The sequence below is a fragment of the Collimonas sp. GW821-FHT02H07 genome (assembly GCF_059421505.1).
In genome coordinates, this window is record NZ_JBWKVC010000011.1 from 153,513 (window position 1) to 166,977 (window position 13,465).

General features: G+C 59.6%; 15 protein-coding genes. 9 read left to right on the forward strand and 6 right to left on the reverse strand.

Annotation, left to right across the window (positions count from 1 at the left end; all coding sequences use genetic code 11):
• The first annotated feature begins 9 nt into the window (after nt 1–9).
• Nucleotides 10–312 (forward strand): hypothetical protein, encoded by a 303-nt coding sequence (locus AC07V8_RS17740; RefSeq protein ID WP_494680405.1) that lies wholly within the window; start codon nt 10–12, stop codon nt 310–312.
• A 183-nt stretch (nt 313–495) separates the two neighbouring features.
• Nucleotides 496–1,530, forward strand: coding sequence for an MBL fold metallo-hydrolase (locus tag AC07V8_RS17745; RefSeq protein WP_494680404.1), 1,035 nt, complete (start codon nt 496–498; stop codon nt 1,528–1,530).
• 205 nt (nt 1,531–1,735) lie between these two features.
• Here the strand turns inward: AC07V8_RS17745 and AC07V8_RS17750 are convergent, their stop codons facing one another.
• The 5 genes from AC07V8_RS17750 to AC07V8_RS17770 form a co-directional block, all read right to left on the reverse strand.
• On the reverse strand, nt 1,736–2,230 hold the full coding sequence (locus tag AC07V8_RS17750; protein ID WP_494680403.1) for a GFA family protein: 495 nt from the start codon (nt 2,228–2,230) through the stop codon (nt 1,736–1,738).
• Nucleotides 2,231–2,321: 91 nt separating this feature from the next.
• On the reverse strand, nt 2,322–3,419 hold the full coding sequence (locus tag AC07V8_RS17755) for a chitosanase (protein ID WP_494680402.1): 1,098 nt from the start codon (nt 3,417–3,419) through the stop codon (nt 2,322–2,324).
• A 109-nt stretch (nt 3,420–3,528) separates the two neighbouring features.
• On the reverse strand, nt 3,529–3,705 hold the full coding sequence (locus tag AC07V8_RS17760; protein ID WP_494680401.1) for a hypothetical protein: 177 nt from the start codon (nt 3,703–3,705) through the stop codon (nt 3,529–3,531).
• Complete coding sequence (locus tag AC07V8_RS17765) at nt 3,702–4,931, reverse strand: alginate lyase family protein (protein WP_494680400.1); 1,230 nt, start codon at nt 4,929–4,931, stop codon at nt 3,702–3,704. The genes AC07V8_RS17760 and AC07V8_RS17765 overlap by 4 nt, the downstream gene beginning before the upstream one ends.
• 129 nt (nt 4,932–5,060) lie before the next feature.
• The gene (locus AC07V8_RS17770) at nt 5,061–6,326 is read right to left on the reverse strand and encodes a glycosyl hydrolase family 18 protein (protein WP_494680399.1); all 1,266 of its coding nucleotides are present in this window, start codon (nt 6,324–6,326) and stop codon (nt 5,061–5,063) included.
• 1,080 nt (nt 6,327–7,406) lie between these two features.
• Here AC07V8_RS17770 and gltS point away from each other — a divergent pair.
• The 3 genes from gltS to AC07V8_RS17785 all read left to right on the forward strand — a co-directional run bounded on the left by gltS (nt 7,407) and on the right by AC07V8_RS17785 (nt 10,445).
• Nucleotides 7,407–8,612 (forward strand): sodium/glutamate symporter, encoded by a 1,206-nt coding sequence (gltS, locus tag AC07V8_RS17775; RefSeq protein ID WP_494680398.1) that lies wholly within the window; start codon nt 7,407–7,409, stop codon nt 8,610–8,612.
• Nucleotides 8,613–8,822: 210 nt separating this feature from the next.
• Nucleotides 8,823–9,701, forward strand: a complete 879-nt coding sequence (locus tag AC07V8_RS17780) for a DUF7164 domain-containing protein (protein WP_494680397.1) — start codon at nt 8,823–8,825, stop codon at nt 9,699–9,701.
• 72 nt (nt 9,702–9,773) lie between these two features.
• Nucleotides 9,774–10,445: a class I SAM-dependent methyltransferase gene (locus tag AC07V8_RS17785; RefSeq protein WP_494680396.1), complete on the forward strand. Its 672-nt coding sequence runs from the start codon at nt 9,774–9,776 to the stop codon at nt 10,443–10,445.
• 27 nt (nt 10,446–10,472) lie between these two features.
• Here the strand turns inward: AC07V8_RS17785 and AC07V8_RS17790 are convergent, their stop codons facing one another.
• The gene (locus tag AC07V8_RS17790) at nt 10,473–11,267 is read right to left on the reverse strand and encodes a substrate-binding domain-containing protein (protein WP_494680395.1); all 795 of its coding nucleotides are present in this window, start codon (nt 11,265–11,267) and stop codon (nt 10,473–10,475) included.
• A gap of 132 nt (nt 11,268–11,399) precedes the next feature.
• Between AC07V8_RS17790 and AC07V8_RS17795 the strand changes: the two genes are divergently transcribed.
• The 4 genes from AC07V8_RS17795 to rarD all read left to right on the forward strand — a co-directional run bounded on the left by AC07V8_RS17795 (nt 11,400) and on the right by rarD (nt 13,463).
• On the forward strand, nt 11,400–11,879 hold the full coding sequence (locus tag AC07V8_RS17795) for an OsmC family protein (RefSeq protein ID WP_494680394.1): 480 nt from the start codon (nt 11,400–11,402) through the stop codon (nt 11,877–11,879).
• Between the two features lie 61 nt (nt 11,880–11,940).
• Complete coding sequence (locus tag AC07V8_RS17800) at nt 11,941–12,189, forward strand: DUF1272 domain-containing protein (RefSeq protein WP_494680393.1); 249 nt, start codon at nt 11,941–11,943, stop codon at nt 12,187–12,189.
• A 118-nt stretch (nt 12,190–12,307) separates the two neighbouring features.
• A complete protein-coding gene (locus AC07V8_RS17805) occupies nt 12,308–12,511 on the forward strand; it encodes a hypothetical protein (protein ID WP_061941816.1) in 204 nt (67 codons plus the stop codon).
• Between the two features lie 43 nt (nt 12,512–12,554).
• Nucleotides 12,555–13,463, forward strand: coding sequence for an EamA family transporter RarD (rarD, locus tag AC07V8_RS17810; protein WP_494680392.1), 909 nt, complete (start codon nt 12,555–12,557; stop codon nt 13,461–13,463).
• Nucleotides 13,464–13,465 lie beyond the last annotated feature (2 nt).

Consider the following 13,465-nt stretch of genomic DNA (forward strand, 5'->3'; position numbering starts at 1 on the left):
GAGCACGACATGAACGAAGCAATAGAAATCACCACCTTCAAGCTGGCAGCTTATTCCTGCGCAGACTTCATCATCGCCAATGCCGGCGTCAATGCCTGGCTCAAGCGTCAGCCGGGATTCCAGTCGCGCCGCCTGGCTGAGCGGGAGGACGGCACTATCGTCGACATGCTGATCTGGGACAGCGTCGCCCACGGTACGGATGCCATGCAGCGGCTGATGGACGAACTGGCCGATTCGCCGGTGCACGAAATGATAGTCCAGGACACCGTGTCGTGGACCGTGGCGCCGGTGCGGCACCGGATGACGCGATAGAAACAGTGACTATTCGGTGCTTGCCATGGCTGCCATGTCCCGGATATGAATTATTTGCACTGCCAAGTTTACTTTTTTATGTTATAAACTACACTGTGTAGTGTAATTATAGTGTAATGTATTCCAGTTTTCAGCAGAAATCGTCAAATAACCGATAACCGATATCCGGACAGGACAACCAGCATGGCAAGCGAAACCCTCGAGGCCTTTGATACGGCTCTCCCCATCCAATATTCAATGCGGCGCGACGGCAAGTTCAGGAACCGCCAGCCGATGCACAAGAACGGCTTGCGCAAGACCTTGCAGATATTGTGGCGCTTCGCTTTCGACAAGCCGGCCGGCACCGTGCCGGCGCGGCCGATCCCGGTGCAGGCGATCAGCGCGGCGCAGCTGCTGGCGGCGCCGGACCGTTCGCTGTTCCGCCTCGGGCATTCAACCATGCTGCTGAAGCTGCGCGGCGCGTTCTGGCTGACCGATCCGGTGTTTTCCGAGCGCGCCTCGCCGCTGCAGTGGATCGGCCCCAAGCGCTTCCACCAGCCGCCGATCGGCATCGCCGATTTGCCGCCTATCGAGGGCGTGATCCTGTCGCATGATCATTACGATCATCTGGATCATGCCGCCATCCTGCAGCTGGCCGGCAAGGTAAAGCACTTCCTGACGCCGCTGGGCGTGGGCGACACGTTGATCAAGTGGGGCATCCCGGCGGAGAAGGTGCAGCAGCTGGACTGGTGGCAAAGCACGCGGGTCGGCGGCTTGCAGCTGGCGGCGACGCCGGCGCGCCATTTTTCCGGACGCGGCCTGAGCGACGGCAACAGTACATTGTGGGCCTCCTGGGTGATCATCGATGACGGCCTGCGCCTGTTCTTCAGCGGCGACAGCGGCTATTTCGACGGCTTCCAGGAGGTAGGCCGGCGCTACGGCCCGTTCGACCTGACCATGATAGAAACCGGCGCCTACGACCACGACTGGCCGGACGTCCACATGCAGCCGGAACAGACCCTGCAAGCCCACCTGGACCTGGGCGGCAAGCATTTGCTGCCGGTGCACAACGGCACCTTCGATCTTGCCCTGCACCCGTGGCAAGACCCGTTCGAGCGCATCGTCGCGCTGGCGGCGGAGAAGGGCGTGCCGGTCAGCACGCCGCAGATGGGTGAAATGCTGAGCGTCGCCGCGCCCCAGGCCGGGCGGCGCTGGTGGCGCGAGCAGGACGCCGGCTGATCAAGCGGGCGGCTGACATACAACTTTGCCGGGGATGACATGGATAAAGCTATTATTTGCGAGCAGGACTATCTGCTGATCGTGGCGGAATTTGATTGTCTGTGGGGGCGTAAAACTACTGCGCAGGAACAGCTCCGCATGGATTACATGATCGGGTTGATCAACGCTTTTGACGCCGCCCATGCCGAGTCAAAAACAAGCATGCTTAGTCAGCGTCCAGCAAGCCCAGCCGCTCATGCCAGTCAGCCAATGACTCATTCGGGAATTCGGCGAACTGCTGGTCTTTGCGGCCGGCCTTGACTTCAACCCAGGGCGCTTTGTAGGCCAGCAGCAGATGGGTGTGTTCAGGCGGCGTCGGCAGCGGCGTGTCGATGGCGGAGGCAAACGGATGCACCAGCTCCGGCCATTCCGGACTGAACAGCCACAAGGCGCTGCCGCAGCGCCGGCAGAAATGCCGTTGCGCGTTGCTGGTATGGACCCGGCGTTCGCCCTTGCGCTTGAGTTTGGCGTGGTAGACGCTGACGTCGTCGCCGCCGGTCACTTTCAAGGTGCCGGCATCGCCGCCGATATTGATGGTGTAGCCGCCACCGCCCTGGGTCTTGCGGCAGATCGAGCAGTAGCAGCGCTGGTAAGGATAGGGCGTAGCGCTGTCCAGGCTGAAGCGGACGGCGCCGCAATGACAGGATCCCTTGAGTTTCATCGCTATCTCCTGATGGTGATGCTGCATCGACATCGACTAGCCGGATCAGCGCACCGCGCCCGGGCCGGTCAAGACCCGGGCGTCCCCAGGCTTACTTCATGATCCAGTTGGTTACCTTGACCACATCCGCATCGGCATTCTTAAGATCGGCTTCTCCCAGGCCCAGCAGGGTGCTCCATTCTTTCACCCGGTTCTTGCCGTTAGGCGGCTGGTTGTACTGATTGGTGTCGACGATCTTGCTGCGTTGCGCGTAGAAGCTGGTCATGAAGGTTTTTTCATCGGTGCTCTTGCCCGAACGCGACAGCACGCCTTCCAGCGTGCCGGAATCGCCGCTGGCGCCCTGGTTCAGCGCCGTATCGACAAACGAGCCGATGGTCAGCGCCGAGGTGAAGCCGCGCTGGCGCGCCTGCTGCAGGCTGTACTTGATATAGACATTGTAAAAAGTATGCCACATGGCTTCGCGCCACGCCGGGTTGTTTTGCAACGCCTCGATCTTCTTGTAGAAATCCGCCTTGCTGTCGGTGATCTTCAGGATCGATCCTTGCATGTTGCCATGCGCGCCGGCGCGCGCCAGGCCGCCTGCGATTGTCGGATTGGCGGCGCCGCTGGCGGCGTCGAATTCCTTGAACAGCGCCGGTCCGTCCGGACCTTCATCGTTGGGACCGCCGGTGGTGGCGCCGAAAATCCCGATGGTGTAGCCGCGGTCGTCATTGATGTTTTCGCAGTAGCCGTAGTATTTGGTCCAGTTGAGGGAATCCTGTTCCGGCTTGTTGATCAGCTTCATGATGTTGTCCCACTGCTCGCCGTCCAGACCGGTATTGGTCTTCAGGAATTGCAGCGTGGCCGGCGAGAAGTTCGCATCGTGATCGTTGGCTGCCGCCTTGGCCTGCTGGCAGCTGGCGCCGCTGATCCACGGCTGCGCCGTTTCCCTGGCGCCGCTGCTGCCGGCCGGATTGTTCCCCTGGGTCCAGTAGGCAGCGCTGTAGTTGACGCCGCCGTAGCTGACCTTGCTGCCGGCCGTGTACACCGCGCCTTCTGTCCAGGCGGCGTCGCAAGGGGCGATTCTGGCGTCCAGCCTGGGCTGGCTGCCGGCAGCCTGGCCGTGCGCCCCGGCGTTAAGGGACAAGGCCAGCAGGCTGCAGGAAAGCAGCAGGGCTGTCGATATTTTCTTCATGGGTAAATTAGGCAAAGTATTCTCCAGATTGAATGATGTCGCGGTTGATCAATTTTTAAGCCAAGCTTTTAAGCCAAGCATTTGTCAACTAGAACAATCCCCGAGCAGGTAAACCTGCGTGTCTTTATTGCGCCAGCCGGACTACGCTGGACCCGGCGTTGGCGCTATTGCCATACTGGTTGATGACGTGCGTGATCTCGCCGACGCCGCCCAGCGAGACCGTCGTCATGTTGTGGAACATGGTGCCGTTCAAGCCGAAGTCTGGCGCTGCTCCATGCGCAACTCCCGCGGCGGGCGTCATTTTGCGGGGCTGCCGCCATGCGTCAGGGTTTCCAGGATGACGTCGTGCAAATCGTCGGGACTGGCTTTTGGCCTGACATCGTTGACCAGGTGCTTCAAGGTCTGCGGCAGTGAAACGCCGAGGCGGTTGTGATAGGCGTTATAACCCCGTTCCATGGTGCCTTTCAGCACCGGGATATAGCTGCCGTCGCACAGGCCGGGGAAGCCTGCCGGGATCGGGACGCTGTCGGTTTGCGAAGTGTTGCGCACGCCTTGCAGCATGCGCGCATGGTATTCCAGCGTCGTGGTCAGGCGCGCCTGCATAGTTGCGTATAGATCGGCGCCCTGGATATAGGCGGTTTCGGCGCCATTGAAGGCGGCCGCCATGCCGAGCTGCACGTGCTGGGTGTCGCGGCAAGTCTCTTGCGATACGCCGCTGGTGGCTGCGTTGAAGACGGTCTGGCCGTTCCAGCTGCTGGGACTGCCGCTGAATTTCACCGGCGCGCTGCCGTCTTGCGCCTGGTTGTAGAAATAAGCGGGCACCCATTTCTTCCACAAGCCGACTGCCGAGGAAAACAATGCCTTGTCTTCGGTGAATACGGCAATGCCGAGCATGCCGTCGATCATGCTCAGTTCCCAGTTGCCGTTCTTGCCGGCGCCCTGGTTGTTGTTGATATTGGGCAGGTACTGGGTAGTCAGCATTTTTTGAAACGCCGTGACGTCGGCAGCCGCCCAGCCGCCATAGGTGTAGCGGATGATTTCCGCCGCTGCAGGCCATTTTTCTGCTGTCCATGCCGACTGCAGGGGAGCGTTGGAACCGGTATGCCCGCCGCTCAGGTTGCGTGCATAGGTGTTCATGATGGCGATCGCATTCTTGGCGTAGGTGGCGTTGCCCGAAATGAACCACAGCAGCGCCTGGGTATAGGCGGCAGCGGCGTCGCTGTCTTCGGTCGAGCAGCCGTGATCCGGCACCGATCCGGAGCCGCATTCGATCACGTGGCTGGCGGGCGGCCCTTGCACCCGGTAGCTGAGCGATCCTTGCGTCGTGTTTTTGGCCGCTTCATAGGCCGAGGCAAAGGGCTCGGCGCCGGCATTGACCTGGCTCTTGATGTAGTTCAGGCGCGCAAGGTCGACCAGCACGCCGGGATGCTTGAAGCCGGCGGCCCAGCTGCAGCCGCTCAGGACTACCGCATTGGCGAGGGAAAAGGCGGCGCTGATGGCGAGATATTTAACGGAGGAAGTTTTCAAGGTCGTTCCAGTAAAAAGTGTGCTTCAAGTATCGGAGAAGCGCCGCAGGGAGCCGCGCGCAAACAGGGGTTGCCATACCCGGCTTGCCGCCGGGTATGGGCGCGCTGGCGCTATCGACGAATGCGCTGCCTAGAAGCCGAGCGCGGAGAGGAACTTGTTGGTGTAGCCCAGGGTTCCTGCCTTGCCGTAGTTATTGCAGGTGTCGGAGGAGTTGTTGTCCGACGTCGCCGGAGCGCAGTCGCGGTCGCGGGCGAAAGCCCAGAAATGCACGCCGCCCAGTTTCTTCGACAAGGCATAGTTGGAGACGGTGACGGCATCGGCCAGGGTGAAGGTTTCGTCTATGCTGTCGTTGCCGCCGATCATAGGCGTGACCTCGATCTGGCTGTAGGGCACTTTCCAGTGGTTGTGCAGGCTTTCGGCGGCGCTGATGGTTGACTTGCCCATATCGCATTTGCCGCTGCCGTCAAGCGTGCACAGCGCGGAATTTTCCTGTCCGGAATTGGCGAAATCCATGGTCATCAGGTTGACCGTGTAATTCTTCAAGCCGTAATTCTGGATTGCCGTCATCACCTTCACGCCCATGTCGCCCAGGCTCTGGCTTTCATTGCCGCCGTCGGTCGCCAGCGTGAAGCTGTAGCGCAGCTTGGGATAAGCCGCCTGCGCCGCCGCTACGCGCGCGACCAGGTTGTTGATGTCGCTCTGGGTCTGGGTGTTCTCGATATCGAAGTCGATGCCGAGCAGGTTGGCGCTGTAGTAGGTCTTGATGAATTTGGCGAAATTGGCGTCCGAGGTGCAGGTGAAATTGGCGCCGGCGCCGCCGGTCGAAACGATGTATTTCTTGCCGGCGCTGACAAAGCTGGCCACGTTGGCCTTGGCAAACGCCGCCGCCGATACGCCATTCCAGTTTTCGCTGCCGCAGCTGCCGGTGGCGAAGGCCCAGGTCACGGCTGTCAGCTTGGCCGGCATGGCTTTGAGCAAGGGTTGCGAGCTGCCGGTGACGGCCGTATTGAGCTGGTCGCCGCTGGTGTCGCCGGAGTAAAAATAAGGGCTGTAGATGAGTCCGCTTGACGGCGACGGCGTCGGCGAACCGCTGCAGGTGGTCGGCTGCCAGTACCAGGTGCTGATGGTCGGATCGGTGCCGTCGCTGCCGTTGCTGCCGGCGTTCACCTCTTTGTAGAAAGAACCGTTGGCCGGATATTGGACGATGGCGCCTATCGCATAGTTGACGCCGGCGGTCCAGGTGCTGTACTGGCAGCTGGCTGCCGGCGCCGCACTCTGCCCGGCCTGGGCGATGTCTGCACTGCCGCCGGCAGAAGCCTGCAGCCCTGCGCCATGCGCCGACAGCGCGGTGTATGAAAGACAGACTGCCAAGCCTTTTATCATCTTCAGTTTCAATTTCTTCTCCTGGATAGAGTGGGCGGCTGGTGCAGAGCAGTGCGCTGCCTGGAGCCGCGGTGTGAAATCGTGATCGAAAACTGCAGCGAACAATCGTGGGGAAATAGGGTGTTCGCAGAGTGTTCGATTCATGCCTGGATGCCGGTTGCTATTGATCGCTGCGCTTGCTCGTAGGGCAATGAAATTTCCATGCGGAAACTTCTTATTGATGGACTTTAGGGATCCGAAAAGTGGTTGTCAACCCGTATTAAAGTGGTATTGACATATAGAAATATCACTTCTATTACGGTTTTTCAAATGCGCTCATAAACCGTTGTTTGCATTGGCTTTTATTCAAGTTGTAGGATCTGTTGTTTTTGCATGTGGACTTGTCGCTATTTTTTCGGAATGGAGGAGAAGTGACGAAATACATGAATATTTCCTAAATGGAGTGACTTTGTGGTTTCAAAAAATACCTAAGAATGGGAGATATTGATTGTTTTTTTGGTTAGTGATCGCATGACATGCGCGCTGATGTTGACTGGCGATGCATGCCACAGGACGGGCGCGAAAATCGGCTTGTTTCGCGCCGGGTCAAATTCCGGAGAGAGAATTTTCGTAGGAAAAACTGGCATCGCTTTGCGTCAATTTTTCATCAAAATTCCCGGTCCTTAAAAGTGATCGGCAAGAAGCAAAAATTGACGGCGGGCGACCTTCGCCGGCGCGTTGCACATTGAATTTGATGTTGCCTTGTCAATGATTTTATGACAGCATTGGCCCGGCATTTTTTGTCGCCGCCGAACCCGGCGTTCGGCATATTGCATTAATTCTTGTCAGCAACCCAGGCATTCCTGCCTATCCTCCGACGCGGTTCAGCGCTGAAATAATCTGCGGTGTAAGCGATGCAAACGGCAATGCGTTACTCTCAGCAATTGCCAAGGGGAAATTGTGTGCTGAATTCAAAGAGATCTTTCTCCCATGCCGGGAGATTGCAAGCATGGCCGCAGATGCTGCCTGTCTTGTATCCGGCTTCGGAGCGAAACCGTTCCCGGTAAGCGACGCTGCCGGCATCGGCACTTGTTTAGAAACGAAAGGAAATAGATGATTAACTTGGACACCCTGGAAACATTAGTCGCCGCATCGCTGGTATTGCTGCTGGGACGCAAGCTGGTGTCTTCTTCCTCGCTGCTGAGAACGTACAGCATTCCCGAGCCGGTGGTGGGCGGCTTGCTGGTGGCTTTGCTGCTGTTCGGCTTGCGCAGTTTTTCCGATGTCCAGGTGCAGTTCGACAATACCCTGCAAGGGCCGCTGATGCTGGCTTTCTTCGCCACCATCGGCTTGAACGCCAATCTCGCCAGCCTGAAAGCCGGCGGCAAAACCCTGGCTTTGTTCCTGGGCGTGGTGGTGGGTTTGCTGATCTTGCAGGACACCATCGGCATCGGCATGGCGAAGATGATGGGTCTCGATCCCTTGATCGGCTTGCTGGGCGCGTCGATTTCCTTGTCGGGCGGGCATGGCACCGGCGCCGCCTGGGGCCGGGTGTTTTCCGAGCGCCACGGCCTGGCGGCGGCGACTGAAATCGCGATCGCCTGCGCTACCTTCGGCCTGATCCTGGGCGGCCTGATCGGCGGCCCGGTGGCCGGCTTCCTGGTCAAGCGCGTCAAATTGCCGGGCGCCCAGGCAGTGCCGGCTGACCACGCGCCGCTGAGTTTCGAGCAGCCCAAGGCGGAGCAGCTGATTACGCCGCAAGCCTTCATCGAAGCGCTGGCCCTGATCGCTGTCAGCCTGTCGGTCGGCACCCTGATCGCCAATCAGCTCAACGGCACGGCGTTTGAGTTGCCGACCTTTGTCTGCGTCCTGTTTGTCGGCGTGGTGCTGAGCAATGGCTTGTCGCTGCTGGTCGGCTACAAGATTTTCGAGCGCGCCATCCTGCTGCTGGGCAATGTCAGCCTGTCGCTGTTCCTGGCGATGGCGCTGATGAGCCTGCGTCTGTGGGACCTGGCGTCGCTGGCCTTGCCGGTGCTGCTGATCCTGGCGGTGCAGGCGGCGGCGATGGCTGCCTATGCCGTGTTTGTGACGTTCCGCATCATGGGCAAGAACTACGACGCCGCAGTGCTGGCGGCAGGCCATTGCGGCTTCGGCCTGGGCGCGACGCCGACCGCGATCGCCAACATGCAGGCGGTGACAGACCGCTTCGGGCCGTCGCCGCTGGCGTTCCTGGTGGTGCCGATGGTGAGCGCGTTCTTCATCGACATCGCCAATGCGATCGTGATCAAGCTGTTCCTGGCAATGCCTATCTACAACTAACTCATCTCGCAGCGGGCGGCAGGCATTGCCCGTCGCCCGTTCGCACTACCATCCCGGCCGTCTTCAAGCATAGAGAGGAATCCGCTGCAGATATAAACCTGCGCGCTTGCCTTGTTGCTATTGAAATCAATTAATATATATCCTTCGGTGCCTGGCATCGCCGGATGCTGGTTTGTTATCGATTCTGCATGGCTGATTGAGGGATGGGCGATGGATTTAGGTGTGCTGGTGTATGTCGACAACAGGGACGAAACGATCGAGGAATTTCATTGGCTCTACAAGAGCATGATTTATTCCAATCTGTTTGCCCGCGCAGAGATTATCGCCGTGTGCCATCCGGACGCCATCGGCGCGCTGCCGGCGGATGCGCGGATCAAGCTGCTGCCAAGCGCGCCTTATGCGGACAGCCATAGCGAATGGACCGGGTATGGTTACATCAATTCGGTTGCAAATTTGTGCCAGCCGGAAGTCCTCGATCTTTGCAAGAAATATCAATACATACTGAAGACCGATTGCGACACCTTCGTCACCTCCGCGATGGCTGATTTCCGTCCGAGCGGATTGTGTTTCGGATTTGGCGCTTACGCCTATACGGAAGAAGTCCGCAAGAAATTGGTTGAATGCAGCCAGCGCTGGGGTTTTCCGCATTCCGGCCTGCATAACGTCGGCGCCTCGCTGCTTGGGCCAAGCGAATTCGTGGGCAATTTCGTTATCGCCCAGATGGACTATTGCCAGAAACTTCTGGACGAGGAATTCCGCGACTTCGAGGGCGCCTGGCCCGGCTGGTGCAAGAACGTCCTGACCATGTACGCCGGAGAACTGGCGCTGCGCCGCACTTATCCGCAGCGCTGTTCGCAGGGCTTCCTCGATCATTTTCCGCATGCCGGCCGCCCATTGGGCAGCGATGTCCTGCATATCCATGCATGGCATACCGAGGAGTATTGGTCCAAGCGCGATTTCCGCGCCGGAAAATATGACCATATTCCGCTAGGCGAAATCGACCGCAATACGCTCGCCGGCTACTGCCACTGGCTGGCGGCGGCCGATATCGAGCAGGTGCAAGCTAGCGCTCCCTCAGTCTCCCGCTGAGCTGCCGCGATACATTTTCAACGCAATGCTACGCAATCCGATAATTGATTTTATTTAGCCAGGATATCGATCATGCCATTTTCCGCGAGTTCTTTTGACGAAGTTACCGGTGCGCTGCTTGGCGCGCTTGCGCCGGAGCGCGTCCTGGATATCGGTTGCGGCGAAGGGAAGTACGGCCGCCTGGCGAAACAGGTTTTGCCGCATGCCATTGTGGAAGGCGTGGAAATAGAGCGCAGCTACGTAGAGAGATTCGGCTTGCAGAATATTTACTCGCCGCTGCATGTGATGAGCGCGGTCGACATTCCTGCCACGATGACCGATGAAATGTTCGACTTGACCATTATCGGCGACTGCATCGAGCATTTGCCGAAATCGGCGGGCCAGGATTTGCTGAATTTCCTTACCTATCGCTCTGCTTACACGGTAGTGGTCTTGCCTGAGGCGGCGATTCAGAATTCGGTCGAGAATGTGCGTTCCGAGGCGCACGTATCGGTATGGTCGGAACGTGATTTTTCCTGGCATGACAACTGGGCCTGGGCTCAGGTGTGGCAGATGCAATACTACATTTTACGCGGCTATGCGCCGGCGAAAATCAGCCTTGCCGATCTGATCGCCAGCCTGCATGCCCGCCAGTTCATGCTGCATTACGATACCGTCCAGGTTCCGCTGGCGTTCAACCATGTGAATCACACCAAGCTGTATCCGGGCGCCGACGGCGGCAGTGTTTATTGGCGCCAGCAATAGCAGGGCTCGCGCCGGCGCCGGCCTGCTTTATCGGGGCGATGAAGACAGGGAGTCCAGTCCGCTATCCCGTATCGCGTCCTGAGCTGCCGGGGAAGCCAGGTAGCGGATCAGCTTTCTGCCGGCCTCGGGATGCAGGGCGTTGCTGGGAATGCCGGCGGCAAAGGTGGTGATGCTTTGCGCCTGCTCCGGCATCTTGCCGGCAAAATCGACGCCGCTCACCGGCAGCAATTCGCTGACCTGCTGGAGTCCCAGCTCATATTCTCCCTTGGCCACCAGGCTGGCGACCGGGGTCTTTTGAATCATGTGCGCCTTGCCTTTGACCTGCTCTTCAATGCCGAGCAGCTTGAACAGCTTGCTTTCTATGTAGACGCCGCTGGCGCTGTCCGAATAGGCGATCGATTTGGCGTTCAGCAAGGCTTGGCGCAAGCCGTCCATGGTGCTGATGTCCGGCTTTGCGGCGCCGCTCTTGACCACCATCCCGATCCGTGAATCCGCCAGGTCCTGGCGGCTGTCGGCGCTTACTTTTCCTTGCCGGATCAGATCATCCAGGGCATAGCCGACCATGATCACCACGTCGGCCGCTTCGCCGCGCTGCAGCCGGTTGGGAATCGCCTCGGGCGAGGCGCCCATGGACGGGCCCCAGGCGGTGTTCAGAGTGTCGCCGCTGGCCTGTTCGAAGCCAGGCGCGAGCGCCTTGTAGGCTGCGCTAAAGCCGCCGGAATTCATGACGTTGATTTGTTCTGCGCGGGCGCCGCCGGAAAACAGGGCGATGGCGAGCATGGCTGACATCAGACAGCGGGAGAAATGGGTTTTGCGTTGCATGGCGAATTCCTGTTTGTTGTTGCAGACGAGTAAAATATTTTTCAACGATAATGTGAAGATATATCATTCGGGAGCCGCCCAGACACACTACAGGGCTCCGCAAAAAAATTCCAGGAAAACCAAGGAGAATTCATGTCCACGCATATCGCCACCGTCGCATGGGAACGGGGCGCCGCCGCCTTCGTCGATAACCGCTACAGCCGCGCCCATCAGTGGCAGTTCGACGGCGGCGCGGTGGTGCCGGCCTCCAGTTCGCCGCACGTGGTCAGGGCGCCTTTGTCGGATCCGGCCAATGTCGATCCCGAAGAGGCCTATGTCGCCGCGCTGTCCAGCTGCCACATGCTGTGGTTCCTGGATATCGCCAGGAGCGCCGGCTACCTGGTCGAGCGCTATGTCGATAACGCCCAGGGCCATATGCGGCGCGGCGCCGACGGCAAAAGCTGGGTGGCGCTGGTGGAATTGCTGCCGGCCGTGACTTTCGGCGGCGCCAAAGTGCCGGACGACGCGGCGCTGGAACATCTGCACCACAAGGCGCATGAAGAATGTTTCCTGGCCAGGTCAGTCAAGAGCGAGATCACGATCCAGGGCAGCTGGAGCCATCAGGCCGGGTGAAATTCAAGAATTTAAAAAATCAAAAAATCAAAAAATCAAAAAATCAAGAAAGGGGATGGCCATGCTGTTGTTGAAACCGAATTGCGAATGCTGCGACCGCGACCTGCCGCCGGACTCGGCGGACGCGCGCATCTGCAGCTTTGAATGCACCTTCTGCGTGGATTGCGCCGGCCAGGTGTTCAAGGGCGTATGCCCCAATTGCGGCGGTAATTTCGTCGCCCGTCCGATCCGGCCGCCGGCCATGCTGGCGCGCCGTCCTGCCTCGACTGAAAGATATCTGCGCGAGCAGCCCTGCCAAAATCCGTCCTGAGCACTGAGCAGCCCGGAGGCGAGTAAAATACCGGCGGCAGAGAACTTGCCGCCGGCGCCTGGTCGCGGGCGGGTTGTTGTCAGACTGCTACAACCTGATGGTTTTGACTGGAAAAATAATGGCAAAGAAGAATGAAGAGCTGGATCCGGAAACGCTGGCTCTGATCAACTGGTGTATCGAAGTAGAAGGCTTCCTGGTCGCCGGCGGCGCGACGCTGGAGCAGGCGCAGGAACATATCGAAGAACAGGTGGAGTGGTTCACCGACCAGTTTTATGACGGCTTGACGCCGGAACAGGCTGCCAAAGAAGCGTTGGCCGATTGAACGCGGCGGCCAAGCCGGCCACGCTGACTCCGGGCCGGAGGCTATGAGCCAGCATGAAATAGGGCGCGGCATCAGCCTCTCGGTTGGCGCCTCGATGCTGTTTGCCCTGCTGTCCGGTTATACCAAGCTGCTGGCGCCGCTCGACGGCCTGGACATCTTTGCCTGGCGCGTGGTGTGGACGCTGCCCGGCGCGCTGGCGCTGCTGTTCCTGCGACGGCGCTGGCCGCAAGCGCGCGAGCTGCTGCAGCGCCTGCGGCGCGAACCTCTGACTTGCCTGATGCTGGTGGTGGTGGCGTCCCTGCTCGGGGTGCAACTCTGGATTTTCCTGTGGGCGCCGCTGCACGGGCGCGCGCTGGAAGTGTCGCTCGGCTATTTCCTGCTGCCCTTGAGCATGGTGCTGGTCGGCCGCTTCTATTATCACGAACGGCTGGATATCTTCCAATGGCTGGCGGTGGCCTGCGCCTTGGTGGGCGTGCTGCATGAGCTGTGGATGACGCGCAGCTTTGCCTGGCCGACGCTGGTGGTGGCGCTCGGCTATCCCCCTTACTTTATCCTGCGGCGCAAGATCAATGCCGATCCGGTGGCCGGCTTCGTCCTCGAAATCGCCTTGCTGCTGCCGTTTGCCGCCGCCATGCTGTATGCGCGCGATTCCTTGGCGCTGGTGGCGCAGCAGTCCGGCCTGTGGCTGTTGCTGCTGCCCGGCCTGGGTTTGCTCAGCACGGTGGCGCTAGGTCTTTACCTGGGCGCCAGCCGGCTGCTGCCGATGGCCTTGTTCGGCATCCTCGGCTATGTCGAGCCGGTGCTGCTGGTCGGCGTCGCGCTGCTGTTCCTGGGCGAAGCTTTGGCGCCGGGCCAGTTGCTGACTTATATCCCGATCTGGTGCGCGGTGGCGCTGACCGCGGTGCATAGCGTGCGCCTGTTGCAGAAAGAACGGGCGCTGCGGAGCGCCTGACG

Excerpts from the sequence above, each read along its gene's own strand:
- AC07V8_RS17745 (WP_494680404.1), top strand. The coding sequence starts at position 496 with ATGGCAAGCGAAACCCTCGAGGCCTTTGATACGGCTCTCCCCATCCAA.
- rarD (WP_494680392.1), top strand. The coding sequence starts at position 12,555 with ATGAGCCAGCATGAAATAGGGCGCGGCATCAGCCTCTCGGTTGGCGCC.
- AC07V8_RS17740 (WP_494680405.1), top strand. The coding sequence starts at position 10 with ATGAACGAAGCAATAGAAATCACCACCTTCAAGCTGGCAGCTTATTCC.
- AC07V8_RS17795 (WP_494680394.1), top strand. The coding sequence starts at position 11,400 with ATGTCCACGCATATCGCCACCGTCGCATGGGAACGGGGCGCCGCCGCC.
- gltS (WP_494680398.1), top strand. The coding sequence starts at position 7,407 with ATGATTAACTTGGACACCCTGGAAACATTAGTCGCCGCATCGCTGGTA.
- AC07V8_RS17750 (WP_494680403.1), bottom strand. The coding sequence starts at position 2,230 with ATGAAACTCAAGGGATCCTGTCATTGCGGCGCCGTCCGCTTCAGCCTG.
- AC07V8_RS17790 (WP_494680395.1), bottom strand. The coding sequence starts at position 11,267 with ATGCAACGCAAAACCCATTTCTCCCGCTGTCTGATGTCAGCCATGCTC.
- AC07V8_RS17805 (WP_061941816.1), top strand. The coding sequence starts at position 12,308 with ATGGCAAAGAAGAATGAAGAGCTGGATCCGGAAACGCTGGCTCTGATC.
- AC07V8_RS17760 (WP_494680401.1), bottom strand. The coding sequence starts at position 3,705 with ATGACGCCCGCCGCGGGAGTTGCGCATGGAGCAGCGCCAGACTTCGGC.
- AC07V8_RS17780 (WP_494680397.1), top strand. The coding sequence starts at position 8,823 with ATGGATTTAGGTGTGCTGGTGTATGTCGACAACAGGGACGAAACGATC.
- AC07V8_RS17785 (WP_494680396.1), top strand. The coding sequence starts at position 9,774 with ATGCCATTTTCCGCGAGTTCTTTTGACGAAGTTACCGGTGCGCTGCTT.
- AC07V8_RS17800 (WP_494680393.1), top strand. The coding sequence starts at position 11,941 with ATGCTGTTGTTGAAACCGAATTGCGAATGCTGCGACCGCGACCTGCCG.